Source organism: Bradyrhizobium sp. 1(2017), from assembly GCF_011602485.2.
In the GTDB taxonomy this organism is placed as follows: Bacteria; Pseudomonadota; Alphaproteobacteria; order Rhizobiales; family Xanthobacteraceae; genus Bradyrhizobium.
In genome coordinates, this window is record NZ_CP050022.2 from 5,706,499 (window position 1) to 5,727,626 (window position 21,128).

Annotated in this window: 26 protein-coding genes and 1 pseudogene; 10 read left to right on the forward strand and 17 right to left on the reverse strand. The window is 63.8% G+C overall.

Features of this window, described 5'->3' with window-relative positions; translation table 11 throughout:
• Positions 1 to 106 precede the first annotated feature (106 nt).
• A complete protein-coding gene (locus HAP40_RS27090) occupies positions 107 to 1,030 on the forward strand; it encodes an NAD(P)-dependent oxidoreductase (RefSeq protein WP_166814870.1) in 924 nt (307 codons plus the stop codon).
• Between the two features lie 8 nt (positions 1,031 to 1,038).
• Here HAP40_RS27090 and HAP40_RS27095 read toward each other — a convergent pair whose 3' ends face one another.
• The 7 genes and pseudogenes from HAP40_RS27095 to HAP40_RS27125 form a co-directional block, all read right to left on the reverse strand.
• Positions 1,039 to 1,602, reverse strand: a complete 564-nt coding sequence (locus HAP40_RS27095; protein ID WP_166814869.1) for a flavin reductase family protein — start codon at positions 1,600 to 1,602, stop codon at positions 1,039 to 1,041.
• A gap of 9 nt (positions 1,603 to 1,611) precedes the next feature.
• Complete coding sequence (locus HAP40_RS27100) at positions 1,612 to 2,841, reverse strand: acyl-CoA dehydrogenase family protein (protein ID WP_166814868.1); 1,230 nt, start codon at positions 2,839 to 2,841, stop codon at positions 1,612 to 1,614.
• 182 nt (positions 2,842 to 3,023) lie between these two features.
• Positions 3,024 to 4,292, reverse strand: coding sequence for a CaiB/BaiF CoA transferase family protein (locus tag HAP40_RS27105; protein ID WP_166814867.1), 1,269 nt, complete (start codon positions 4,290 to 4,292; stop codon positions 3,024 to 3,026).
• 239 nt (positions 4,293 to 4,531) lie between these two features.
• Complete coding sequence (locus HAP40_RS27110; protein ID WP_166814866.1) at positions 4,532 to 4,960, reverse strand: GNAT family N-acetyltransferase; 429 nt, start codon at positions 4,958 to 4,960, stop codon at positions 4,532 to 4,534.
• Between the two features lie 445 nt (positions 4,961 to 5,405).
• Positions 5,406 to 5,966 (reverse strand): annotated as a pseudogene (locus HAP40_RS27115) (phage terminase large subunit); the annotation flags it as partial.
• A gap of 191 nt (positions 5,967 to 6,157) precedes the next feature.
• Positions 6,158 to 6,493: a hypothetical protein gene (locus HAP40_RS27120; RefSeq protein ID WP_246741308.1), complete on the reverse strand. Its 336-nt coding sequence runs from the start codon at positions 6,491 to 6,493 to the stop codon at positions 6,158 to 6,160.
• Positions 6,490 to 6,696: a hypothetical protein gene (locus HAP40_RS27125; protein WP_334270714.1), complete on the reverse strand. Its 207-nt coding sequence runs from the start codon at positions 6,694 to 6,696 to the stop codon at positions 6,490 to 6,492. Before HAP40_RS27125 ends, HAP40_RS27120 begins: the two co-directional genes overlap by 4 nt.
• A gap of 375 nt (positions 6,697 to 7,071) precedes the next feature.
• Between HAP40_RS27125 and HAP40_RS27130 the strand changes: the two genes are divergently transcribed.
• From HAP40_RS27130 to HAP40_RS27140, 3 genes are all read left to right on the forward strand, one after another.
• Complete coding sequence (locus tag HAP40_RS27130; protein ID WP_166814864.1) at positions 7,072 to 7,278, forward strand: hypothetical protein; 207 nt, start codon at positions 7,072 to 7,074, stop codon at positions 7,276 to 7,278.
• Positions 7,279 to 7,341: 63 nt separating this feature from the next.
• Positions 7,342 to 7,686, forward strand: a complete 345-nt coding sequence (locus tag HAP40_RS27135; RefSeq protein WP_166814863.1) for a response regulator — start codon at positions 7,342 to 7,344, stop codon at positions 7,684 to 7,686.
• A gap of 228 nt (positions 7,687 to 7,914) precedes the next feature.
• On the forward strand, positions 7,915 to 9,447 hold the full coding sequence (locus HAP40_RS27140; RefSeq protein ID WP_166814862.1) for an FAD-dependent monooxygenase: 1,533 nt from the start codon (positions 7,915 to 7,917) through the stop codon (positions 9,445 to 9,447).
• 148 nt (positions 9,448 to 9,595) lie between these two features.
• On the opposite strand, the gene HAP40_RS27145 is transcribed toward HAP40_RS27140, so the two are convergent.
• The 5 genes from HAP40_RS27145 to HAP40_RS27165 all read right to left on the reverse strand — a co-directional run bounded on the left by HAP40_RS27145 (position 9,596) and on the right by HAP40_RS27165 (position 14,080).
• The gene (locus tag HAP40_RS27145) at positions 9,596 to 11,212 is read right to left on the reverse strand and encodes an AHH domain-containing protein (protein ID WP_166814861.1); all 1,617 of its coding nucleotides are present in this window, start codon (positions 11,210 to 11,212) and stop codon (positions 9,596 to 9,598) included.
• A 287-nt stretch (positions 11,213 to 11,499) separates the two neighbouring features.
• On the reverse strand, positions 11,500 to 12,027 hold the full coding sequence (locus tag HAP40_RS27150) for an imm11 family protein (protein ID WP_246741352.1): 528 nt from the start codon (positions 12,025 to 12,027) through the stop codon (positions 11,500 to 11,502).
• A gap of 263 nt (positions 12,028 to 12,290) precedes the next feature.
• On the reverse strand, positions 12,291 to 12,893 hold the full coding sequence (locus HAP40_RS27155) for a DUF4261 domain-containing protein (RefSeq protein WP_246741307.1): 603 nt from the start codon (positions 12,891 to 12,893) through the stop codon (positions 12,291 to 12,293).
• Positions 12,894 to 13,277: 384 nt separating this feature from the next.
• Positions 13,278 to 13,763 (reverse strand): DUF417 family protein, encoded by a 486-nt coding sequence (locus HAP40_RS27160; protein ID WP_166814858.1) that lies wholly within the window; start codon positions 13,761 to 13,763, stop codon positions 13,278 to 13,280.
• Positions 13,764 to 13,849: 86 nt separating this feature from the next.
• On the reverse strand, positions 13,850 to 14,080 hold the full coding sequence (locus HAP40_RS27165) for a hypothetical protein (RefSeq protein WP_246741306.1): 231 nt from the start codon (positions 14,078 to 14,080) through the stop codon (positions 13,850 to 13,852).
• Positions 14,081 to 14,411: 331 nt separating this feature from the next.
• Here HAP40_RS27165 and HAP40_RS27170 point away from each other — a divergent pair, with 331 nt between their 5' ends.
• Entirely contained in the window at positions 14,412 to 14,612 is a 201-nt protein-coding gene (locus tag HAP40_RS27170) for a hypothetical protein (protein ID WP_166814857.1), read from the forward strand.
• On the forward strand, positions 14,609 to 14,815 hold the full coding sequence (locus HAP40_RS27175; protein ID WP_166814856.1) for a hypothetical protein: 207 nt from the start codon (positions 14,609 to 14,611) through the stop codon (positions 14,813 to 14,815). Before HAP40_RS27170 ends, HAP40_RS27175 begins: the two co-directional genes overlap by 4 nt.
• On the opposite strand, the gene HAP40_RS27180 is transcribed toward HAP40_RS27175, so the two are convergent.
• From HAP40_RS27180 to HAP40_RS27190, 3 genes are all read right to left on the reverse strand, one after another.
• On the reverse strand, positions 14,809 to 15,078 hold the full coding sequence (locus tag HAP40_RS27180) for a DUF6894 family protein (RefSeq protein WP_166814855.1): 270 nt from the start codon (positions 15,076 to 15,078) through the stop codon (positions 14,809 to 14,811). The two genes, HAP40_RS27175 and HAP40_RS27180, sit on opposite strands and share 7 nt — an antisense overlap.
• A 122-nt stretch (positions 15,079 to 15,200) precedes the next feature.
• Positions 15,201 to 15,449 carry a hypothetical protein gene (locus HAP40_RS27185; protein WP_166814854.1) on the reverse strand — a complete coding sequence of 83 codons (249 nt, stop codon included), beginning with the start codon at positions 15,447 to 15,449 and terminating at the stop codon, positions 15,201 to 15,203.
• Positions 15,450 to 15,793: 344 nt separating this feature from the next.
• Positions 15,794 to 16,021, reverse strand: coding sequence for a hypothetical protein (locus HAP40_RS27190; RefSeq protein WP_166814853.1), 228 nt, complete (start codon positions 16,019 to 16,021; stop codon positions 15,794 to 15,796).
• Between the two features lie 528 nt (positions 16,022 to 16,549).
• On the opposite strand from HAP40_RS27190, the gene HAP40_RS27195 reads away from it, so the two are divergent.
• The 3 genes from HAP40_RS27195 (at position 16,550) to HAP40_RS27205 (ending at position 17,915) form a co-directional block, all read left to right on the forward strand.
• On the forward strand, positions 16,550 to 16,870 hold the full coding sequence (locus HAP40_RS27195) for a hypothetical protein (protein ID WP_166814852.1): 321 nt from the start codon (positions 16,550 to 16,552) through the stop codon (positions 16,868 to 16,870).
• Between the two features lie 12 nt (positions 16,871 to 16,882).
• Positions 16,883 to 17,509 carry a hypothetical protein gene (locus tag HAP40_RS27200; RefSeq protein WP_166814851.1) on the forward strand — a complete coding sequence of 209 codons (627 nt, stop codon included), beginning with the start codon at positions 16,883 to 16,885 and terminating at the stop codon, positions 17,507 to 17,509.
• A 220-nt stretch (positions 17,510 to 17,729) separates the two neighbouring features.
• On the forward strand, positions 17,730 to 17,915 hold the full coding sequence (locus HAP40_RS27205) for a hypothetical protein (protein WP_166814850.1): 186 nt from the start codon (positions 17,730 to 17,732) through the stop codon (positions 17,913 to 17,915).
• A gap of 176 nt (positions 17,916 to 18,091) precedes the next feature.
• Here the strand turns inward: HAP40_RS27205 and HAP40_RS27210 are convergent, their stop codons facing one another.
• Positions 18,092 to 18,628, reverse strand: a complete 537-nt coding sequence (locus tag HAP40_RS27210; protein WP_166814849.1) for a sensor histidine kinase — start codon at positions 18,626 to 18,628, stop codon at positions 18,092 to 18,094.
• Positions 18,520 to 19,524: a PAS domain-containing protein gene (locus HAP40_RS27215; protein WP_166814848.1), complete on the reverse strand. Its 1,005-nt coding sequence runs from the start codon at positions 19,522 to 19,524 to the stop codon at positions 18,520 to 18,522. The genes HAP40_RS27210 and HAP40_RS27215 overlap by 109 nt, the downstream gene beginning before the upstream one ends.
• A gap of 302 nt (positions 19,525 to 19,826) precedes the next feature.
• Between HAP40_RS27215 and HAP40_RS27220 the strand changes: the two genes are divergently transcribed.
• The gene (locus tag HAP40_RS27220) at positions 19,827 to 21,113 is read left to right on the forward strand and encodes an NRAMP family divalent metal transporter (protein ID WP_166814847.1); all 1,287 of its coding nucleotides are present in this window, start codon (positions 19,827 to 19,829) and stop codon (positions 21,111 to 21,113) included.
• Positions 21,114 to 21,128: the final 15 nt, after the last annotated feature.

Consider the following 21,128-nt stretch of genomic DNA (forward strand, 5'->3'; position numbering starts at 1 on the left):
AACAATCAGGCAAGCCATGCGGGCTCGGCGGTTTCACCAAGCGGCGCGCCATGTAAGGTAAGATGACGGTCGCGCGGCGTTGCGCTGCGACAGATGGAGACAACTTATGGCTGATGCGAGCAAGACAAACCCGCAAGCTGCCGAGAGGCTTGGCTATCTCGGCCTGGGGCTCATGGGGACCCCCATGTCCCGGCGGCTGCTCAAGGCCGGCCATCAGGTCACTGTCTGGAACCGCTCGCAGGTCAAGATGGCCCCGCTCGTCGAGGCCGGCGCAACTCCCGCCGCCACGCCCCGCGACGTGATGGCGAGCTCGGACATCGTGTTCATGTGCGTGACCGACGCCGCCGCCGTCGAAGAGGTGATCTTCGGCCGCGACGGCCTTTCATCAACTCCCGGCGCCGGCAAGCTTGTCGTCGACTTCTCGTCAATCCATCCTGACGCCGCGCGCGACCTTGCAACGCGACTGAAAGAGGCGAACGGTACGGGTTGGATAGATGCGCCTGTGTCGGGAGGCACGAAGGGCGCGGAGGAAGGCACACTCGCAATCATGGCGGGCGGAGAAACGGCCGACGTCGAGAGGGTGCGGCCCTATGTGCTGTCGATGGCGCGTAGATTCACCCACATGGGCCCGACCGGCGCTGGCCAGACCACGAAGTTGTGCAATCAGGTGATCGTCGGATGCGCGATGGCGGTCCTCGCGGAGGCAACGCGCCTCGCCGTGAACGCCGGGATTGACGCCAACCGGTTGCCGGAAGCACTCGCCGGAGGCTTTGCGGATTCCATCCCGCTCCAGCTCTTCGTGCCGCGGATGGTCCAGGGCATTCACACACCGCCGCTCGGTCATATCGCAACGATGCTCAAGGATCTCGATACGGTCGCCGATGTCGCGCAATCGACGTCGACGCCCGTGCCGATGGCCTCGCTTGCGGGGCAACTCTTCAGGCTGGCGAAGGCAGCGCGCGGCGCGGAAGCGGACGCGCTGGAGATCTACAAACTTTCAGCGGGCGTCAAGCCGTCTGGGGCGACCTGACGCGCACGCTACGGCGCCTTCTTGCGCTCGTCGTCGGCGAGAAAGCGACCAAACGCCCCACGTGCGAACAGCAGCGGCTCTTTCGCACCGTAGGTATAAGCCTCGACCGCGCCGAGAAAGATCACGTGGTCGCCGCCGTAGTAGCGATTGACGGAGCGGCATTGAAAATTGGCGACGCCGTCGGCCAGCACCGGCGCACCGCCAAGGCCCGGCGTCCAATCGACGCCGGTGAATTTGTCGTCGGACGATTTTGCGAACTTGTTCGCGAGCGCCTGCTGCGAAGCGCCGAGAACGTTGACCGTGAAATGGCTGGCGTTCTGGAACACGGTCAGACTCGAGGAATAGACGACGAGGCTCCACAGAACCAGCGGAGGATTGAGCGACACCGATGCGAACGAATTGCAGGTCAGCCCGTAAGGCTTCCCGTCTGCAGCGGCGGCCGTGATGATCGTCACGCCGGTTGCGTAGGTACCGAGCGCATTGCGAAAATCGCGGGGGTCGATCGGCGAGCTGTCGCTCGCGAGTTCGTTGGCTGGATCGGGAACGGCCGGCTGCTTCGGCAGATCATTCATCGGCCGGCCTCACAGCGTGAGATTCTCGGACGGCAGGCCCAGCGCCACGCGTCCATAATTGGTCCCGGCCGCATCGAAGTTGAACGCCAGATGCGAGTTGATCGCGTGCGCATCGCGAAACTGCCGCTGCAGAACGCCCGTCGTGAACAGACCGCGGGCTCCGCTCGCGGCAAACAGCATGGAGACTGCCTCGGTGCATAGATTCACAGAAAAGGCTCCATCGCGCCGATATCTGGTTTTGGTCGCCATTCCAGGGATATGATTACGCCGCGCATCCGCCATGGCATCCAGACAGGCCGAGCGCATGATCAGGCGCGCCGCGTCGATCTTCGCCGAAGCCTCTGCAATCTTGATCTGCGTGCTTTGGAAATCGCTCAGCTTGGCGCGGTTGTAAGTGGAAATGCGATGACGTGCGACCTCCGCATAGTCGTCAAGGCAGGCCTGCGCATTCCCCAGCGCGACACCGGAGAGGACGTAAGGAAACAACGAGAAGACAGGGAGTGCATACAGCGGATTCGGATTGACCTTGCTCCCCGGCGTCGGGCCGCCGGAGAGATCACCGACAGCGACCGTCATATGGTCAGCCACGAAGACGTCCCTGACCTCCACGTCGCAAGACCCCGTTCCGCGCAGTCCAGCGACATTCCAGGTGTCTAGCACCTTGTAATCGCCTTTCGGCAGCAGAAAGATCCGATACTCAATACCGTCGGCTTCGTCGTCAGAGTAAACAACGCTCGCCAGCATGTTCCATTCGCAGGAGGCAACACCCGAGGAGAACGGCCAGCTGCCATGGAGCCGGTACCCGCCATCGACCCTCGTGGCCCGACCGGCGGGAAAGATGAACGAGGATGCGATCAACGCGTCGGCATCCCGATCCCAGACCAGATCCTGCGCCTTCTGCTCGAACATGCCGAGCATCCAATGATGGCTCGCCAGGTTTGCAAGATTCCAGGCCACCGACGCGTCCGCCTGCCCGAGCAGATCCGCGCAATCGATCAAGGAGACGTAGTCGAGCTCTGCGCCGCCAATCCGTCGCGGCTGGAGCATGCGGAACAGGCCGGCATCGTGGAGGTCCCTTTCGGTCTCCGGCGGAAGGTGCCGCAGCTCCTCCGTCCGCGCCGCCCGCTCCCGCAATCGGGGTAGGAGCGCCCGTGCCTTTGCCATCATGGTCGCATAGGCGGGCTCACCGGCTTGCAGCCCGGCGGGCTCGCTGATGCTTGGCTCTCGACCAGGCGCCATTCGTGTCCCTCGCTTTGGCACATTTATGCGGCCGGGCTCACGCCAAATCAAGCCGATGCAGAACCAGGGCGGTATGGAGTCCGCGGGTCTCTTGCCTGAGAAGGACACGATGGCGCGAAGGCAGGCATCGCGGACCGGCGAACCGCAAGACGCCGTAACCCATCACCTCGGGCGCTCAGGGCTCAAGCCGGCGTCGAAACCTTGCCTGCCCCAAAGACCCCCTTCTTGGTAAGCTCCGTGATCCGATCCTGATCGAAACCGAGCACATCCCGCAGGACGATCTCGGTATGCTCGCCCAGGAGAGGGGCTGCAACAGGATCAATCGCGCCGGTCAAACCCATTGCTATTGGCGGCTCGATGTTGGGGACCCATTCCGCCGTACGATGCGGAATCCGGTTCAAGCGATGGCGCTCTCGGGCCTCGGGCGCATTGAACCCTTCCTCAACCGTTCGGAGATAGCCGACCGGGATGTTGGCCTGCTTCATCTTCGCCATCCAGTTCTCGAGCGTATCGCCGGCAAAGACTTCCGCGATGGCTGCCCGCAGCAGCTCCTTGTTCTCGGAGCGCGCCTTGCGCGTCGCGAACTGGGGGTCGTTGATCAGATCGGGCCGGTTCAGGACCTCGACGACCAGGCGGCGATAGAGCCGGTCGTTGGCGCAGGCCATGTACAGCGGCCCATCGGAGGCCTCGTAGACTCCGACGGTCGGGGATCCGCTCGGCGAATTGCCGAACCGGCCGGGATTCTCGCCGTTGATCAGATAGGCCATGCCGTAGAAACCGGTCATCCCCATCGCAACGTCGAACAGGGCGACCTCGACATGTTGCCCCCGGCCGAGCCGGTCCCGCGCCAGCAGCGCCAGCAGGATTGCGTTGCAGGCAGACATTCCCGTTGCCATATCCACGATCGGCGGACCGGTACGAACCGCCGGTCCGTCGGCAAACCCATTGAGCGACATGAAGCCGCTCTCCGCCTGTGTGATGGGGTCGAAACCAGGACGCGAAGCAAACGGTCCGGTGCGTCCGTAGGCGGAGATCGAGCAATAGACCAGCCGCGGATTGAGCGGGGCGACGGCTTCATAGTCGAGGCCGAACTTCTTCATGACCCCGCTGGAAAAGTTCTCAACGACGACATCCGCTTTGCGGATCAGGTCGAGCGCGATCTCGCGAGCCTCCGGCACGGCAAGGTCGAGCGCAATGCCGCGCTTGTTGCGGTTCAGACTGAGATAAGCGGCGCTTTCCCCCCCAATCTCGGCGTGCTCATAGGCGCGCGTGTCGTCGCCACCGTCGGGGTTTTCGATCTTGATGACGTGCGCACCGAAATCGGCAAGCGTCTGTGTGCAGGCCGGGCCGGCGACCACACGCGTAAAATCGATGACCAGCAAATCCTCGAGCGCAGCCGGGCCTCCCGTCGCACGCGGCGAACGTTCCGGCAATTGAGGCTTGGTGGGCATCGATAGCGCTCCCTTACATCGGCTTATGGCCGCCGATTTCCTTCAGGAGCAAATTTAAAGCCCGGCGCCGCCGACTTCGCAAGTGCTTCACCTGCATGGCCCGCAAACGCAAAAACGGCCCGGCAGCCATCGGGCTGCGGGGTCGGTAGATGCTCTGCGCGTGCGGAGGCCACACGCCTCTCGCGTATCACTTCTAGCTGAAGTCATGTTCCGCATCACGGGAAACGCAGCTCCTCCGCTCAGCGCAACCGTTTTCGCCAATAAAGGGTGTGCGACCAGGCCCAGGGCGCCTCGGGCTCGTAGAGCCTATAACCTGCCTCGATGAAATTGTTGGCAGATGCCGGATTGTCCGTCGTATCGGAGACGATGCTGCTCCATCCAAGACGCCGCCCTCGCGCCTCGACCGCCCGCATCAACCTGAGTTGAAGTCCCTGCCCCCGATGCCGCTGCAAGACGCCGACCCGGCAAAAATATCCGCTGTTTCGCGCATGCGTCGACGGCACGACGCCGGCGAAGGCAACCGCGTCATCGTCGAGATAGGCGAGCCACCACGCACCCAGCCCGAATTGCGGCATGGCGGCCCCATCGAGGAATGTCAGCCGGTGCAAATCGCCGAGGATCTCGGCAGTCGCGTCATCGTCCGCATCGACGGTACGAATTCTGTACATGGAGATGGCCTATTGGGGTGAACATGGGTCCGATCGTCGAGACTCACTTGCCCAGCACGACTTTGACACCGAGCCAGACCGCCCCCATCAGACCGGTCGCAATAACTGTGATCACCGCCTTGAAGGTGTAGCTCTGCGCCTGTTCCACACTCTTGCGCCAGCGCCTCAGGTGCTGGAAATCTGCCTTTAATTCACTCCCCACCCACTGCACGATCCAGATCGTGAAGGCATCCGCCGCCGCGCCCGCGCCGCCAATATCGATGAAGGCGCGGAGCGGCAGCAGCGGATCCGCCGCCACCTTTCCAATCCGCCCCTGAGCGCGCGCCTCCGACAGCAGCGAGGCGAAGTAGGCGCCCTCGAAGGCGCGGGCATAATCGCCTTCCCAGATATGGTCATACCGCTCCGGATAGAGCTTCCGATCCAGCAACCGTTCTTCCGCGAGCACCTCCGGAAACCATGGATTGTCGCGCCAATTGGCGTTCACCACCACTGCCCCGTCGGGGCGGCGCCCGCGCAAGAAATCGTCGATGGCGTCGCTCTTGCGGCGTGGATTCCAGCTCGCCCAGAGCTCGGAGTCCTTGGCGCGGATCGTCGGCCGCAGCAGCGCCAAGCTGCGTGCGCTGAGCGACTGCGCCTCGTCGATCCAGGCGATGCGAAACCCCTCCAAGGATTTGATCGAGTCCGCCGTGTGATCCTGAAGTCCGCGGAAGATGATGAGCCCGTCCCCGGGCGTCTCGATCTTGTCGCTGAACAGCTTGAAGCCGTGACCGAGGCGAAGGCTCGCGATCTTGCCTTCGATCAGTCGCTTGGAGGACTGCGCCAGCGTGCGCTGCGCCTCGCGAATGCAGACCGCGAGGGTGCCGCGCTCGGCCTGGCAGGTCTCGACCAGAAGTTCGCCGAAGAAGTGCGATTTTCCCGAGCCGCGTCCGCCATAGACCCCCTTGTAACGCGCAGGCTTGAGCAGCGGCTCGAAGATCTTGGCCGTCGGGATTTTCAGGATGGACAATGGCTACGCTCGCTCGCCCCAGGGCAGGTCACGTGCGCCTGCGCCACATTGCGGACCGGAAACGAAAAACCCGCGGCCGATTGCTCGGCGCGGGCTGAACCAACTCGTTTTCCATGATGCCATTCTGCCAGTGTTTTGCCCGACGTGTCAAGCGATCCATCGAAAATTCCGAATTTGAGATTTCCATCAGCTCAGGCCTCGGGCTCGGCGTCGGCATTGCCGGCGTCGTCCGGATGCACGATGACCCTCTCGACCCGGTGAACCAGTTCGAGCGGCTGATCCTCGCCATTCTCGACCGGCTGCGCGACCTTGCCCCAGCCGCGATCGAGAATGGCGTTGGCCGCCGAGACGCGGGCGGCTGGCGTCGCGTCGTCGCTGCGCATGATGCCGACGAGGACGCGGATGGCCGTCCTGGTGTGGCTGCGCGCCAGCGAGCGGATCTCGGTCAATGTCCGCGCCCGTGTCGTTGTCCTGGTCGCGAGCAGGCGCGCCGGCGCGCTCGCAAGCTCGCTCGCCTCCTCGCTCAAGAACAGGTCTCCCACAGCACGATTGCAACGAGACCGGCGAGCGCGAGCGATATCAGATAAGCGGTCATCGTTTCCTCCTTGGCGAAGAAAATGCGCGGCAGATCGCGGCCATCAGGCGCGATCGTTTCGGGCGCGAACCCTATCTCCGTGTCTCCGGAGACCGCAGCGGCGCGGCCAATGGCCTTAGCGCCGCGGGCCGGCACGTTCGCGCGTGCACGGCCAGCAATGGTTCGGACGGCGGCACGCCGATCGGCGCTCCCTCAACGCGTATCAAGCAAGTGCGTGGCCGCAATGCGTGGCCACCGTCCGATTCCGCAATCGAGAACGAAAAAACCCGCGGCGGATGTTGTCCGCGCGGGTGAACCAGGCTCGTCTCGATGATGTCCAAAGGCCGGTGTGTTGCCCGGCGCGTCAAAGCCCACGTTCATGAGCATGTCGACATGAAAAAGCCCGCCGCAGACTTCTCCGCGCGGGCTAACCAAACGTCTTTCGATGATGGCATTATGCCAGTGTTTTGCCCGACGTGTCAAACGAACTTACGGCGCTTGCGAAAGTTAGCCGATCAGGAGGATCGGCCCATGCCCGCCAAGACGATTTCTCGACAGACATCGCGCAACCCGAGCGAAGCCGGCCCGCGCCACCAAAAGGAGCCGCGCAGCGACAAGCCACAGGACGCGATCATCGAAGACGCCGCGACCGGGGACGGGGATCGCGATCTCGTGCATGGCGAGGGCGGCGCCATCGACCTTCCCGCCAAGCCCGGCGATTTGTCGAAAGACGATTAGGCTCGAGGGAACCACCCCGACGAGAGGCGCGTTTAATCCTTCGTTGCAGGGAAGCTTCGTGAGATGCGCCACACCGTTCTGGTTGTTGACGACGATCCCGCCGTCCTCGACGTGGTCGTGGACATGCTGGAGGAGCTCGGCTGCGAGGTGATCAGCGCGCAAGGCGGCGCGGATGCCCTCGACCGCCTCGAGCAGAACGAAGCGATCTCCATCCTCATCACCGACATCAACATGCCCGGCATGGACGGGCATGAACTGGCGGAGCTCGCCAGGCGCGTCCGTCCGGAGCTGAAGGTGCTGCAATTGTCGGGTCGCGAGCCCCGGCGCGGCGGCCTGCCGATGATCCGCAAGCCGTTCTCGTTCGAGGAGCTCGCCGACATGATGCACCGAACCACCGGCATCTGCTGAACATCGGGCGCAAAAGAAAACCCGCAGCGGGTTGTTCCCGCGCGGGCGAACCGAACTCTTTCGATGCTGCTGCTTTGCCAGTGTCTTGCCCGACGTGTCAACGCGGCAAACGAGGAACGGCAAGCCCTTCCTCCCAGCTTGATATGGTGTCTGCAAGGGGCTTGCTTCAAGTCCCCGTCCCTGCCGTAGAACCCGTGACCCGGCCAGCGACATCGAGGGGGTCACGACATGCCTGTATTGCTTCCAAGGTCCCGTTCCCGCGACGAGGCGCATCGCGCCGGCGCGCGCACCGCGGCGATGGCCGATCATGCCGTCATCATCGCCGGCGGCGGCCCGACCGGGCTGATGCTGGCCGCCGAGCTCGCGCTTGCGGATGTCGACGTCGCGATCATCGAACGGCGCCCCGATCAAGCCATCGTCGAGACGCGCGCCGGCGGCTTGCACGCCCGCACGCTCGAGATCCTCGATCAGCGCGGCGTCGCCGACCGCTTCCTGCGCGAGGGCCAGATCACCCAGCTCGCCGGCTTCGCCTGGACCAGGCTCGACATCAGCGACCTCCCCACAAGGCACCCTTATGGGCTCGCGCTGCGGCAGACCCACATCGAGCGCATCCTGGCCGATTGGGTCACCGAGCTCGCCGTGCCGATCTATCGCAACGCCGAGGTCACGGGCCTTGCCCAAGACGAGACCGGCGTCGAGATCACCCTGTCGGGCAACAAGGTGCTGCGCGCAAACTATCTCGTCGGCTGCGACGGCGGTCGCAGCCTGGTGCGCAAGGCCGCCGGCATCGACTTCGCCGGTTTCGATCCGACGCTGAGCAATCTCATGGCCGAGGTCGAGATGCGCGAGGCGCCAAAATTCGGACTGCATCACGACGCGCTCGGCTTTCACGGCATCAGCAAGACCGAGAGTGGGCGCGTGCTGGTCGTCGTGACCGAAGCGACGCTCGATCGGACCGGCGAGCCCGGCCTGCGCGATCTCGGCGAGGCCCTCAATGCAGTCTACGGCACCGATTTCGGCCTGCAAAACCCCGCCTGGATCTCCCGCTTCACCGATGCGGCACGGCAGGCCACCTCCTATCGCAAGGGCCGCGTGCTGCTCGCCGGCGATGCCGCGCATATCCATCACTCCGTCGGCGGACAGGGCCTCAATCTGGGTGTGCAGGACGCGGTCAATCTCGGCTGGAAGCTGGCGCAGGTGGTGAGCGGCATCTCGCCCGACAGCCTGCTTCAAAGCTATCATGCCGAGCGCCATCCCGTCGCCGCGCGCGTGCTGAAGACCACCATGGCGCAGATCACCCTGCTCCGCCGCGGCGATGACGGCCTCAAGGCCGCGCGCGAGGTCGTCGCCGACCTGCTCGGCATGGAGGCGCCGCGCCGGCGTTATGGCGCGATGATGAGCGGGCTCGACATCAGCTATGATCTCGGCGAAGGCCACGCACTGCTCGGCCGCCGCATGCCCGATCTCGATCTCCTGCTCGACGGACAGCCGCGACGGCTGTTCACGCTGCTGCACGGCGCGCGCGGCGTGCTGCTCAACTTCGGTCAGCGCGGCGGCGTCAAGGCGGCGCCCTGGGCCGATCGCATCGCCCTCGTCGACGCCGACTATGACGGCCCATGGCAGCTTCCGGCCATCGGCGACGTCGCCGCGCCCGCTGCCGTGCTGGTGCGGCCCGACGGCCACGTGGCCTGGGTGGGAGACGGGAGCGAGCGCGGATTGGACGAGGCGCTGACGAAGTGGCTCGGACCGGGTGCTGCGTAGTGGACGAACGTGACAGCGGCTCCAACGAAAAAGCCCGCGGCTTCCCGCGGGCTTGATCCGAACTTTTCGATGATGCCATCATGCCAGCGTTTTGCCCGACGTGTCAAACGAACGATCTCGATTACGTCGCCGGCGCAGCAACCGGCCTTCACTCCGGGCGAATGAGTGGTCGTATCCAGCGCGAGAACCATTCCTCGGCGTCTTTATGCGGATTGCCAGTGCTTTCCACTCCGAAGATCGGTGGCGGAATGAGGTAGCTCGGCTCATCCCCAAACGCGGCGATCGGTTTGCTCGCCGGCGTCGGCCGGCCGTCAGCGGTCGGCACGGTCCAACTTCCAAACCGCTCGTTGAATTCGGTGGAAGGCAAATACGGGACCGGCTCACTGCCTGATGTGAACACGCTTCCCGCGTTCGACGCGTTGACACGGGCGAGACGCCGGATGTCCTCGGGCGGGACTGATCCCGCGCTAGGCATAGGCACAGCTTCGGGTAGGCCTTCGGCAGGCGCGATGTCATTTGGCGTGCTGGTCCAGTTGCCAAAGCGATCTGCAAAAGAGCTAGCGTGCGCCTCCGGATCGAGGGAGAGGACACCGCCGGGATGCAGCCCGAACCTGGATACCGAATGGGCGTTGCTGCTACCCCCTTTGTCCATGTTAAGCCCAGTGGGCAATGTGTTGAATGCAGTCGCTCTTGTCGAGAACACTCCGCCAGGAGTGGCGGCACCAATCTTCGAATCCAGACCGCTATCCTGCGCGCTGGCAGCGCGCGAAAGCGCCAAGATGCCTCCAAGGGTAAGCAGCCAGGCGGGAATGAAAGGAGTCGCTACGCCCGCTGCGGCGGCGCCGGCCAACCAAGGCAAAGCATTCTGCGTCACCGATGAGCCGCCGGCCAAAGGATTATCGTAGAACGGCAGCGGCGTTCCGGACGCCGGGTCGGAACGGAGGACCAAAGGATCTAGCGGGGCGGCTGCCGTCGGTGGCAGCTGATCGAACTGTTGCTCATCTCGATTGGGCGCGGGAAAGGCCGGCAGTTGGCCCGCTAAACGCGGATCACTCGGTGTAAAGCCTTCTCTTGCGTTTTGGTCGGAATGAGCGGGTGGAGAAAATCCTCGCAAGCGAGTGTCGATCAGGGAGGGAACAAGTCCCGGCAGGGCGGGGACAGGGTCGACAGCAGTGAATTGCAGCGAGATCGGGTAGCGTTGCAGGCGTTTTAGAATTTCGATCCTCTCGGCCATGCTGACACCACTCGTCGGAGACAGAATTGGAAAAGCCAAGGCCGCATCTTGTCGACCGGCATTATCGAACTGATCGACTGTTTCCCGCATCCTCTGGATTTGTTCCGCATTGTCCGCGGCATATTTCCCGGCGTTCGAAAACCATTTGTGGTTCTGACCGTTTGCCTCCTCAGTCGTCACTCCCTCCGGGGTATTGGGAAGCAGATGGCCGTTCGCTACCGCGTACTTGGCAGCGGCGACAAAGGCGTTCACGTCGGAAGCTATCTCGTCCAGCGCGCGTGCATCGCCCGCACTAGCAGCCACGAACTTTGGAGACACTTTGAGCTCTTCTAGATAGTCGCAAAATCCCTTATAGTAAGTTCCGAGATGTCCCCCCGTATGCGGGCTCGAACCGAGCTCCTTTGCCGGAAGCTGCTTAGACGGCAACGTTACCAAATTTTGAACCGAATTATGATCGAACCGGCCTCTCAGGAGACGGACGACCTCATGGCCTGCAAATTTCTGCGGCAAAACGTGATGATCTTGAAGCATGCGACTGCTGCTTTCTGGCGCAAGCCGGCATCCGAGCTGCTGGTGATCGCAGCCGGCGGGTCTGATCTGAAATGCTTAGTGGATGGCCAGCAGCGAAGTCGGCTTCTTGCGTGCTCGCCAATGACGACGGCAGCGCTTCGCATTACTGCAAACAAAGCAGGGCATCCGCGCCTTGCTGGCCTCGTGCAAATGTCTCAGCAAACGAGCGATTTGGAGACGAGCCCACGGCGGGGCAAGTCAGATGTTACACCAGTCTGCTCGCGAAGAATCCACGGACGAAGGCTCCTCTAATAGCCGAATTGAGTTGTGAAGCTCATGCCTCTGAGGCCAGCAGCTTTACAGGCGTCCTTCATTCCCTGGTCACAAATAATCCACTGCTCCAAAAAGCGTGGCCGGAAAATATGAGCTGAGCCGATGGCGTCCTCTCGGAACACAAAGTTTGAGGGCGCCATGCTATCGTACCGCCTGAAATCTGTCCCATCATCCAGGACCGTGACGGTCGACTCGACCTCGTCGATGACCTCGACTCGGCGTACGAAATCGCAAAGCCAATAAACGGGCGCACCTCCCTTGAGCGACCGCGTTTCGCACCTCAAGAACGCCACACCCTCTTGATCCACGGTCTCGAGAACGTTTTTCATCCGATCGGATATGAGCCAGAAGTCGTGAAATTTCTCCCAATCGACCGGCGGCCGCCCGAGAGATTTGTCGATCAGCAGCCGTGGCGTTTCGGGCAGCGGAGGGAAGCCTCTCTTGCGTCGCGGCGCCAGGAGCACGTTGCCGACGCCCAAGGCGGCAAGATTCTCCAATTCCACTCCGGCAGCCGTGTGAAACCTGAAATCCGACGTGACAAGATAGAGCTTTGGCGCCCTTCGCTTTCGGCCTCCAACGTGGGGCGTAGCCATAGATCATCGCTCCTTTCGTATGACTCATTGTTCTCAGAACTTTGGACGTCCGTACTTCGCAACAGAATTGCCTCTTCGCTACTCAAGAGTGAGTTTTGGTTGAACGCCGCAGGCACCCGACGTGCCAAACGATCGGCTTGGGTCACGGAGGCAAATGCAAAGACTCAAACAATTCATTGGAGAGAGTCTGCGAAGTCATCAGTACAAGAAAACACCGGCAGTCCGCCAAGAATCTCGGAATTCCTGTACCGAACCGCGATACGCTCGGTCGCACTTGCGCCGATCGTGTCGCCGTCCTTCACCACGTTGCCGTGCTCGATCAGATAGACGGAAAGTCCGGCCACCTTGTCGATCAGTGCCGGCAGCGTCAGCTTGGCGGTCTCGAACTCGATCTCGCGCCCAACGAAGGTGGACAACCCGACCGTGATCGCGCCGATCTTCCCGTCCGACTGGAAGGGAAGAATGTCGAGCCAGAGCGTGAAGGGATAGTCGGGAAATGGTGCAAAGGAATGCCTCGACATCTCCAGCCAAAGACCGGACGGACGCGCCACCCGGCCGGCCCACACCACGCCGCAACATTCCGGCATGGCGGCGATCAACGTGCCGATCACCGCAGTGGTGACGCGCGCAGCGACGAGCGGCCGCGCGTTCTTTCCCAGCGTCGAGACGATCAGATGACCGCGATGCCGGGCAGCCACAGCCTTGCTCTCCGGCCAGGTCGTGGCGGCGCGCCCCCACAGGCTGCTATCCTCCGGAATGGGAGCCGGCATCGACATGACGGCAACGAGTTCGTTGCCGCAGCGAATGAGCGGTGAGCCTGCCTGGACCTGTTGCTCGCCAGGACCGTCCGGCCCCGTCGTCAAATCCGGATGTCGCGCACGAAGGATTTTGGCGACAGCGGACATGTCGGGCGTGACCGGCCTGTCCAGCAAGACAAAAGCGAGAAATGAGTTACCCATTAACTGCCCCACCGAACGCTTGGCCGAGATACTCGTCTCGCCCAAAGGTTGAACCCCTTCGTTACATAGAACAAAAAGGGAACAATGTCAAACTGCTGTTTCTTGCCGCGTACGACCGATGAACGAGGCACCCGCGCGCCGAAGAACGCAAGCCTTCATGAGCGACTGTTCATCAAGTCAGATCGCGCGTCTTCTGCTACATCACCTTCCGCCCCTCCCCACCACTCCCCGCACCGACGCCAGCAGCAGCACCACGCACACCGCCAGCAGCACGATGTCCTTGAACAGAAACTCGCCGGTGAGATTCCACGCCATCGGGTCGGTGGAGAGGCTCCATGTCACCACGCCCGGCGTGGTGAAGAAGAACGAGAAGGTGACGGCGAAGGTGACGACGCCCATGAAGGCGCCGAGCGCCGAGAGCAGCGGGTTGAAGGCGCCGGCGATCAGGAGCGCGGCGATGGCGAATTCGGTGACGCCGAGCACATAGGCCTCGCCGCGCAGGCCGAACACCTGGAGCCAGGAGATGAACGGGCTGTTCGCGATGAACTGCGCGATGCCCTGCGCCGATTGCGGCGTGAACTTCTGCATGCCGAACGAGACGAACACGATCACCATGACCCAGCGCAGGATGGCGAGAGGGCGGTAGGATCCGCTGCCGGCTTCGGCGACGTTGAACTCTGTTGTCATTGGACGTGGTCTTCCCCTGTGCTCCCCGCGTCTGGCGGGTTACCGGGGATACGCCGCACGCGTCCGGCGCGTTACGACAGCGACCGTTACCTGGGGGTCACGACTTCGTGGGGCGGCCGGCAGCGCTCCCTCTCCGGCTCAAACCCGGCCTCAGCCGGGAAAGGCTCGTGGGTCTTGCGGCCCAGGAACGTGTCCGGCGCCTTCTGTCTCAGGAGCTCGCAGGACTGCGCGATGAGGTCGCGCACATAGGCGTTCTGCCGCGCGATGGCGGCGATCTCGTCGTGAATGCGGCTTACGAGACCGCGGTCGGCTGGCATGGCGATGCTCCCTTCGCTTTGCAGGCGGGAGCACGCTCGGTCTCTCAGCCACCGACGCCTACGGGCAGAGCCTCGGCCGGTGATGACATGTCAACGGCCAGAAGCCGGCTATGTTCAAAAGTGTACGCAGGACACGATTGCCCAAGATGAGTAAGTGGCTCAAGGCGCTGAACTTGCTCTCGAAAATAAGTGATCGCGGACTATCAAAAGATACAGACACGGCGCTTGCCGAGGCGTACGGTTGAGCCATCACCGCACGGCCCGTGGCATAGATCGGTGACGAGAACGCCAGATTGCGCTCCCGCCCTCACGCGAAAAAGGGAGATGCGCTATGCAGACCAGGCGTCGTTTCAAACAGTCCAAGACACTCACCGAACGTCTCGCGGACGAAGCCGCGCGCTGCCGCGAGGAAGCCCGCGCGCTGGCGCCGGGCCGCCGCCGCGAGATGCTGCTGCGCCGGGCGCGGCAGGACGAGATGGCCATGCAGATCGATGCCTGGCTGCAATCGCCCGGCCTGAGGGCGCCGACATGATGCAGCAATATCGCGCTTATCTGGTCGGCGAAAACGGCGTCTTCCGTTCCGCCGAAGCTTTCGAGGCGGTGTCCGACGCCTCCGCCCTCACCTTCGCGCAGCAGTACACGCGGCACGGCAAGGTCGAGGTCTGGCAGCTCGGCCGCAAGATCGCGGTGCTCGAGTCCGAGCAATCGCTGCCGGACACTGTCACGCGTCAATGATCGCCTGCGTGCGATCGCGTCTTGAGATTCTCGATCACGAACGAGAACGTCACCTGCATCACGGGGCCCGCCTCGTCCCGCACGTCGATCGCCATCGTCTGCCTGCCGCCGGTGGACGCTGCGGATAGCACGGCATCGCGCGCCATGTCGGCAACCGACTTGGCGGCCTCGGCCTGAACGGCGCGTGTGCTCGCCAGATCCAATCCCTCCTCGTCGAGCGCCACGCCCTTCTCGTCGCGGAGGTCGAAGTAATATCGGGGCATCTTCGCAATCCTTTACCTAAGTTAAGTTCGGCGCGGACAAAGGTTTCTTGCGGGATGCAAAAATTTGGCTTGGGATCAACGGGTTCCGGGAACGGCGCCGACGCTGCGCGGCGAGCGCCGGCTCACTGCTCGGCGAGCTTGCGCGCGATATAGGCGTCCACAGTCTCCGCGAAGGAGCGCTGCACCCCGACCGCGGCCACGTGCTGGTCGCGTGCGTCGAGCTGGAGCACGCTCAGCCCGCGCCCGCGGGCGCCGGCCGGCGTGAGGGCCAGATATTGATCGATGGCCGTCTCGGCGAGCGGGATGCCTTGCGGATCTCCCCGCGCGATCAGGAGCCGCAACAGGCTGAGGCAGTCGGCCAGACCGGGCATGTCATCCTGCCTCACTGGCGCGGGGATTTCGGCTTCGGCCGCCGCACCGGCTGGGTGTGGGTGCCGAACAGCGCCAGCAGCAAAGCGACTTCTTCCTTCGAACCGATCTGGATCATGATTGTCTCTCCTTTTCGCTTCGTTGGTCGAGGCCCGCGGCCGGGGAGTTCGAGACAATCGGGTTTCAGCATTGTTTCAGTCGTGTTTCGTGGGTGGAGCGGCCTCGCCTCCGCTTCGAAGCGCGGCATGATCGGCCGCCGGCCGCCGGGCTCCGATGCAAAAGCAAAGCCCGCGCCGGATTGCTCCGCGCGGGCCATGTTGGTCGATCACCTGCGCGATCGCTTCGCTTAGTTCGTTGTGCAGACCTTGACAGTCTTCATGCCGGCTTCGGCTTCGGTGCGCGTCTTGTACACGGTGTCGCCGCTGACGACGGTCGTCTCGGTGGTGGTCGGCTTGGCTTCGGTGATGGTGCACTTCTTGGTCTTGACGTCCTGCACCACGTAGAACGACTGCGCGAACGCGGGGGCCGCAACTGACGTCAGCACGGCGGCGGCAATGATCGCTTTGATATTCATTTTGTCTTCCTCCTCCAGCGGCCCGGTCATCCGGGCCTGTCATCTCCAAACCGGAAAAATTGCCACTTGTTCCCGGTCAAGCCTGCGAACCAATGCGCGGGTCCCGCGTTGGTGCGCGAACAGGAGGCTTCGATGCTGGATCTACGACTCGTGACGACATCTGCGGCAATGCTGGTGGCCATGATGGCCGTCGCGCTGGCCGAGCCTGTCAGGGATCAAGCTCCTCCTCCTGCTCAAAGCGCCGCCGAGGCCCGGCCCATCCGCGTTGTTCTTCCCGCCCCCTGGGAGCCCGCGACGCGGAGCCACGGCGAAACGACGCAAGCCTCGAAATAACAAGCCTCGAAGTGACAAGCCTCGAAGCGACAAGCCTCGAAGCGACAAGCCTCGCGGTGATCGGCAGCGCTGCATCAGCACGCGCGCCGATCCTGAAGCGGTCCGAATCGCCGCAGCGAACAATAGGGAAAGCTTAGCAACCATTTCGACTCTCACCTGTTGTCGCCGGCACAATCACTTGCAGGAGACAACAACATGAGACGTTCAACTCTGCTGGCCGCAACCTTGCTGCTGCTCGCCGCGGTGCCCGCCGGCGCCCAGTCGCAGCCCGCGCAAAGCGGCCCGCAAAACAACGCGGTCAACAGCTCGGACCACAACAACTCGAACAAGCCAGTGGCGGGCCGCAACAGCTTCACCGAGGGACAGGCGAAGTCGCGCATCGAGGACGCCGGCTATTCCAACGTCTCGGGCCTGCAGAAGGACAACGAGGGCGTCTGGCGTGGCAAGGCCGACAAGGCCGGCACCAAGACCAACGTCAGCGTCGACTTCCAGGGCAACGTGAACCCGGTCAAGTAAAGAGGACATCACATGACGACCACCATCTCTCGCCTGTATGACAATTATTCCGATGCCGAGCGCGCCGTGTCCCGGCTCGAGAGCGCCGGCGTGCCGCACTCCGACATCAGCCTCGTCGCCAACAATTCCGACAATTGGTACGGCTCCTCGCGCGGCAAGGTCGACCGTGACCGCGACGGCACCGACGACCGCGCCGAAGGCGCCGGCGCAGGTGCCGGCATCGGCGCCGGCCTCGGCGGCGCGGCGGGCCTTCTCGCCGGTCTCGGCATGCTCGCGATCCCCGGCCTCGGGCCGGTCGTCGCCGCAGGCTGGCTCGCCTCCACCGCCGTCGGCGCCGCAGCCGGTGCGGCCACCGGCGGCATTGTCGGCGCGCTGACCCAAGCCGGCGTCTCGAAGGAAGACGCATCGCGCTATGCCGAAGGCGTTCGCCGCGGCGGCACGCTCGTCTCCGCGCGGGTCGCGGACACGGATCGCGCACGCCTCGATGCGCTGCTGCACGAAAGATCCGTCAACCTTGGGGAGCGCAGCGCGGCCTGGCAGAAGTCCGGCTGGAACGACTTCGACGCGGCAAGCCCGCCACTGTCCCCGGAAGACGTCGGCCGCGAGCGCGAGCTCTACGGCGCGGGCACGCGCCGATAGGTCCGCCAGGCCCGACAAGACAAAGGCCCCGCGCTGCGGGGCCTTTTTTCATTCAGCGATCCACGGTGCCGGAATGGCGTCGGGAAAGAAATGTCCGTCAACTTTATTCAAATCCGGCGTATCGGATTTGGCGGAATGAAAGCTCTTCGCGCCATGCTGGGACATGTCGCCTGGCGCTCCTTGCAAGGACGCCATCGGGAAAGCTTCGGAGAGATCGTCGATGTATTACGTCGCCGCCGCCTTGCTGATGCTGTCGGGACTGTTCTATTCCGCGGGACGCCATGAGCTCGGACAATTCGGCGCAGACGTCTGCAGATATGGCAGCACGTTCTGCGACAGCCCTGTGCTCGTCTTCACCGGCGCGGCGCTGGCCGCCGCCTGGGGCATGTTCGTCAGCGTCAAGTAGACCGGCGGACCTTCGAATGGAGAACCCATGCGGGTCGCGGCCTCGTGCGCGACCCAAGCTGGGATGATCTACCTATACAGGTGTTTTGCCCGACGGGTCAAGCGCATTTTTGGCAATCCGAAATACAATTCGGATTTTACGTGGCTGCCGGCGAAACCTCCGGCCCCCGAAGAGCCTTAGGCGATGGCCTGCAAATCCTCATCGCGTGTGGCAAGGGACGCCGAAATCCAGCAGCGAACGCCCGCCGGATCGAACTCGAACCGGAAGCGCCCGGCCAGGTCGCGGCTGGCATGCTCGATGAGGCGGCTGCCGAATCCACGACGGCTCGGTGGAGCAACGAGCGGACCGCCGCTTTCGCGCCAGCTCAGATCGACCTCCTCGTCCCGCGCGTCCCAGCAAATCTCGACCCGGCCTTCGGGACGGGACAAGGCACCGTACTTCGCCGCGTTGGTGGCAAGCTCGTGCAATGCCAGCGAGAGCGCCAGCGCCTGGGTCGGCAGGACCACCAGCGACGGGCCGGTGAGCGCGAACTGGCCGACCGGGAACGGCGCAATGGCGCGCGCCACGAGATCAGCGAGGTCGGCGCCCGCCCAGGCCCGCGCGGTCAGGAGATCATGGGCGCCGGCCAGGGCAAGCAAACGCGCATTGACCGTCTTGCGCGCCGCCTCGACGTCGACTGCCCCCCGAAGCGTCTGATTGACGATCGACTGCACCGTGGCAAGCGGTTCTTGACCCGGTGATTGAGCTCGTTGGTCAGCAGGCGCTGCAGCTCTTCGCCCCGTTTGAGCTCGGAGAGATCGCGGCTCGCGCCGGCGATCGCAACCGGCTTGCGCGCGGCCCCCTCGCCTTCGAACTCCACGAGGCCCCAGGCGCTCAGCCATCGCCAGCTGCCATCGAGCTGCTTGACCCGGTACTCGACGTCGTAGCGGCCATCTCCCGCGGGATCGAGCGCCTTGGCCACGCGGGCCCACATCAGGTCCATGTCGTCGGGGTGAAATTTGGCCTCGACGCCGTCCTTGTCGTGGAGAAAGCGGGCCTCGGTCAGGCCATAGAGCCGCTGGGCGTTGTGATCATAGATGCAGATGTTGTCCGCGATGGTGTAGCGCCACGTCCCCATCCTCGAGGCGATCATCGCGAGGTCGAAGGTGCGCTGTTGCCGCTCGAGCGCAACCCGCATCTCGTGCTCGTGGGTGACGTCCAGGAAACAATTGATGCCGCCGACGATCTCGCCATCCTCGTCGCGCAGGGGAGCGACATTGATGCGCGCCACCCACCGCTCTCCATCGGGATTGGTGACGGCCACCTCCACGCCCTCGAAGCTCTTGCCGGTCAGCACGGCTTGCGCCATCGGCGTTTCCTCGGGCGGAATGAAATCGCCATCCAGCGTCTCGACCCGGAATGAACCACAGAACTTCTGCGCAGGATCGAGCGAATTCGGGGCCTTGCCCCACAGCTGGATGGCCCGATGGTTGACGCGAACGATCTGGCCGTCGACGTCGCAGGCGTAGACGCCGATCGGAAGCGCATCGAGGATGGCCTGATCCAGCGTCAGAAACGAAGCGAACAGCGCCGGTGCCGGGACGGAAAGGCGAAAGTTCAGGAGGGACATGCGCCACGGTAGCGGCAAACCGCGCGCGCGGCAACGCACCGGGCGGCGGCTTTATTTTTGAAGCGCGAGAGGAACCTTTTGTAGTCTGCTGATCGCGGGTCATCCCGCGGCGTATCCGGCCGACGAGAGTGCCAACGCCTCGCGTGGAGTCCACCTCGCGCATGCTTGCAACGGGCTGCTGCCGCCCGCCTCGCCTATTCGAATCATCAGAACTCGATCGTCGCGAACACCGGCACCGGCCCAGGAACTCTCGTTCCCAGTTTTGCATTGGCTAGAGAAACGTTCCAGGGAGGTTCTCCGTCATGCGCGACAGCGCCGTGGCTCCGACCAAATCCGCCCCGACGCTGCTGCAAAGGCTCGGCCCCGGCCTCATCACCGGGGCGGCCGACGACGATCCCTCGGGCATCGCCACCTATTCGCAAGCCGGCGCGCAATTCGGCTTCGGGCTGCTCTGGACGGTGTTTCTGACCACGCCGTGCATGATCGCGATCCAGCTCGTGAGCGCGCAGATCGGGCGGGTCACCGGCAAGGGCCTCGCCGCCAACATTATGCAGCTTGCGCCGCGCTGGGTCGTTCTCTCGCTGGTATCCATGCTGGTCGCGGCCAACACGTTCAACATCGCGGCCGACATTGCCGCGATGGCGGAAGCGCTCGCGCTCGTGATCGGCGGGCTCCATCACGAGCACGCGCTGATCTTCGCGGCCGGCTCCACCCTGCTCCAGATTTTCCTGCCCTATCGCCGCTATTCGCCGGTGCTGAAATTCCTCACGCTGGCGCTGTTTGCCTATGTCGCGACCGCCTTCACCGTGAAGATCCCGTGGAGCACGGCGCTGCTCGCCGCGGTGTGGCCCAAGCCGAATGTCAGCGCCGACTACTTCCTGATGGTGGTTGCCGTGCTCGGCACCACCATCAGCCCCTATCTGTTCTTCTGGCAGGCCTCGCAGGAGGTCGAGGAGATGAACCAGGGCCGGCGCGACAAGCCACTGCGCGACCTGCCGAGCGGCGGCCACCACGAGCTCGACCGCATCAAGGTCGACACCATTTGCGGGATGCTGCTGTCCAATGGCATCGCCTTCTTCATCATCCTGACCACCGCGTCGGTGCTCAATGCCAACGGCGTGACCAGGATCAATTCGGCGACGGAAGCCGCCGAAGCGCTGCGGCCGCTCGCGGGCGATTTCACCTTCGCGCTGTTCGCGCTCGGCATCATCGGCACGGGGCTTCTTGCGATTCCGGTGCTGGCGGGCTCGGCGGCCTACGGCGTCGCCGAGATCTTCGGCTGGCGCGCCACGCTGGAGGCGAAGCCCGAGAAGGCGGTGGGCTTCTATACGATCATCGCGGCCGCAACCATCATCGGCTTCGGCCTCGGCTTCACCGGGATCGATTCGATTCAGATGCTGGTGTGGAGCGCCGTGCTCAACGGCATCGTCGCCGTGCCGATCATGGCGATGATGATGGTGATCGTCTCGAGCCGCGCGATCATGGGCCGCTTCAAGGCCCGCTCATGGCTGATCGCGCTGGGCTGGCTCGGCACCGCGCTGATGGCACTGGCCGTCCTCGCTTTGCTCGGCTCGTCCGTGATCAGCTGACCAGAGCGCGACGAG

Coding starts and splice junctions, on each gene's coding strand:
- HAP40_RS27105 (WP_166814867.1), bottom strand. CDS start 4,292: ATGCCCACCAAGCCTCAATTGCCGGAACGTTCGCCGCGTGCGACGGGA.
- HAP40_RS27095 (WP_166814869.1), bottom strand. CDS start 1,602: ATGAATGATCTGCCGAAGCAGCCGGCCGTTCCCGATCCAGCCAACGAA.
- HAP40_RS27160 (WP_166814858.1), bottom strand. CDS start 13,763: ATGACAACAGAGTTCAACGTCGCCGAAGCCGGCAGCGGATCCTACCGC.
- HAP40_RS27170 (WP_166814857.1), top strand. CDS start 14,412: ATGCAGACCAGGCGTCGTTTCAAACAGTCCAAGACACTCACCGAACGT.
- HAP40_RS27145 (WP_166814861.1), bottom strand. CDS start 11,212: ATGCTTCAAGATCATCACGTTTTGCCGCAGAAATTTGCAGGCCATGAG.
- HAP40_RS27110 (WP_166814866.1), bottom strand. CDS start 4,960: ATGTACAGAATTCGTACCGTCGATGCGGACGATGACGCGACTGCCGAG.
- HAP40_RS27195 (WP_166814852.1), top strand. CDS start 16,550: ATGAGACGTTCAACTCTGCTGGCCGCAACCTTGCTGCTGCTCGCCGCG.
- HAP40_RS27185 (WP_166814854.1), bottom strand. CDS start 15,449: ATGCCCGGTCTGGCCGACTGCCTCAGCCTGTTGCGGCTCCTGATCGCG.
- HAP40_RS27155 (WP_246741307.1), bottom strand. CDS start 12,893: ATGTCGATGCCGGCTCCCATTCCGGAGGATAGCAGCCTGTGGGGGCGC.
- HAP40_RS27175 (WP_166814856.1), top strand. CDS start 14,609: ATGATGCAGCAATATCGCGCTTATCTGGTCGGCGAAAACGGCGTCTTC.
- HAP40_RS27190 (WP_166814853.1), bottom strand. CDS start 16,021: ATGAATATCAAAGCGATCATTGCCGCCGCCGTGCTGACGTCAGTTGCG.
- HAP40_RS27140 (WP_166814862.1), top strand. CDS start 7,915: ATGCCTGTATTGCTTCCAAGGTCCCGTTCCCGCGACGAGGCGCATCGC.
- HAP40_RS27220 (WP_166814847.1), top strand. CDS start 19,827: ATGCGCGACAGCGCCGTGGCTCCGACCAAATCCGCCCCGACGCTGCTG.
- HAP40_RS27090 (WP_166814870.1), top strand. CDS start 107: ATGGCTGATGCGAGCAAGACAAACCCGCAAGCTGCCGAGAGGCTTGGC.
- HAP40_RS27205 (WP_166814850.1), top strand. CDS start 17,730: ATGTATTACGTCGCCGCCGCCTTGCTGATGCTGTCGGGACTGTTCTAT.
- HAP40_RS27100 (WP_166814868.1), bottom strand. CDS start 2,841: ATGGCGCCTGGTCGAGAGCCAAGCATCAGCGAGCCCGCCGGGCTGCAA.
- HAP40_RS27165 (WP_246741306.1), bottom strand. CDS start 14,080: ATGCCAGCCGACCGCGGTCTCGTAAGCCGCATTCACGACGAGATCGCC.
- HAP40_RS27180 (WP_166814855.1), bottom strand. CDS start 15,078: ATGCCCCGATATTACTTCGACCTCCGCGACGAGAAGGGCGTGGCGCTC.
- HAP40_RS27215 (WP_166814848.1), bottom strand. CDS start 19,524: ATGTCCCTCCTGAACTTTCGCCTTTCCGTCCCGGCACCGGCGCTGTTC.
- HAP40_RS27130 (WP_166814864.1), top strand. CDS start 7,072: ATGCCCGCCAAGACGATTTCTCGACAGACATCGCGCAACCCGAGCGAA.
- HAP40_RS27200 (WP_166814851.1), top strand. CDS start 16,883: ATGACGACCACCATCTCTCGCCTGTATGACAATTATTCCGATGCCGAG.
- HAP40_RS27135 (WP_166814863.1), top strand. CDS start 7,342: ATGCGCCACACCGTTCTGGTTGTTGACGACGATCCCGCCGTCCTCGAC.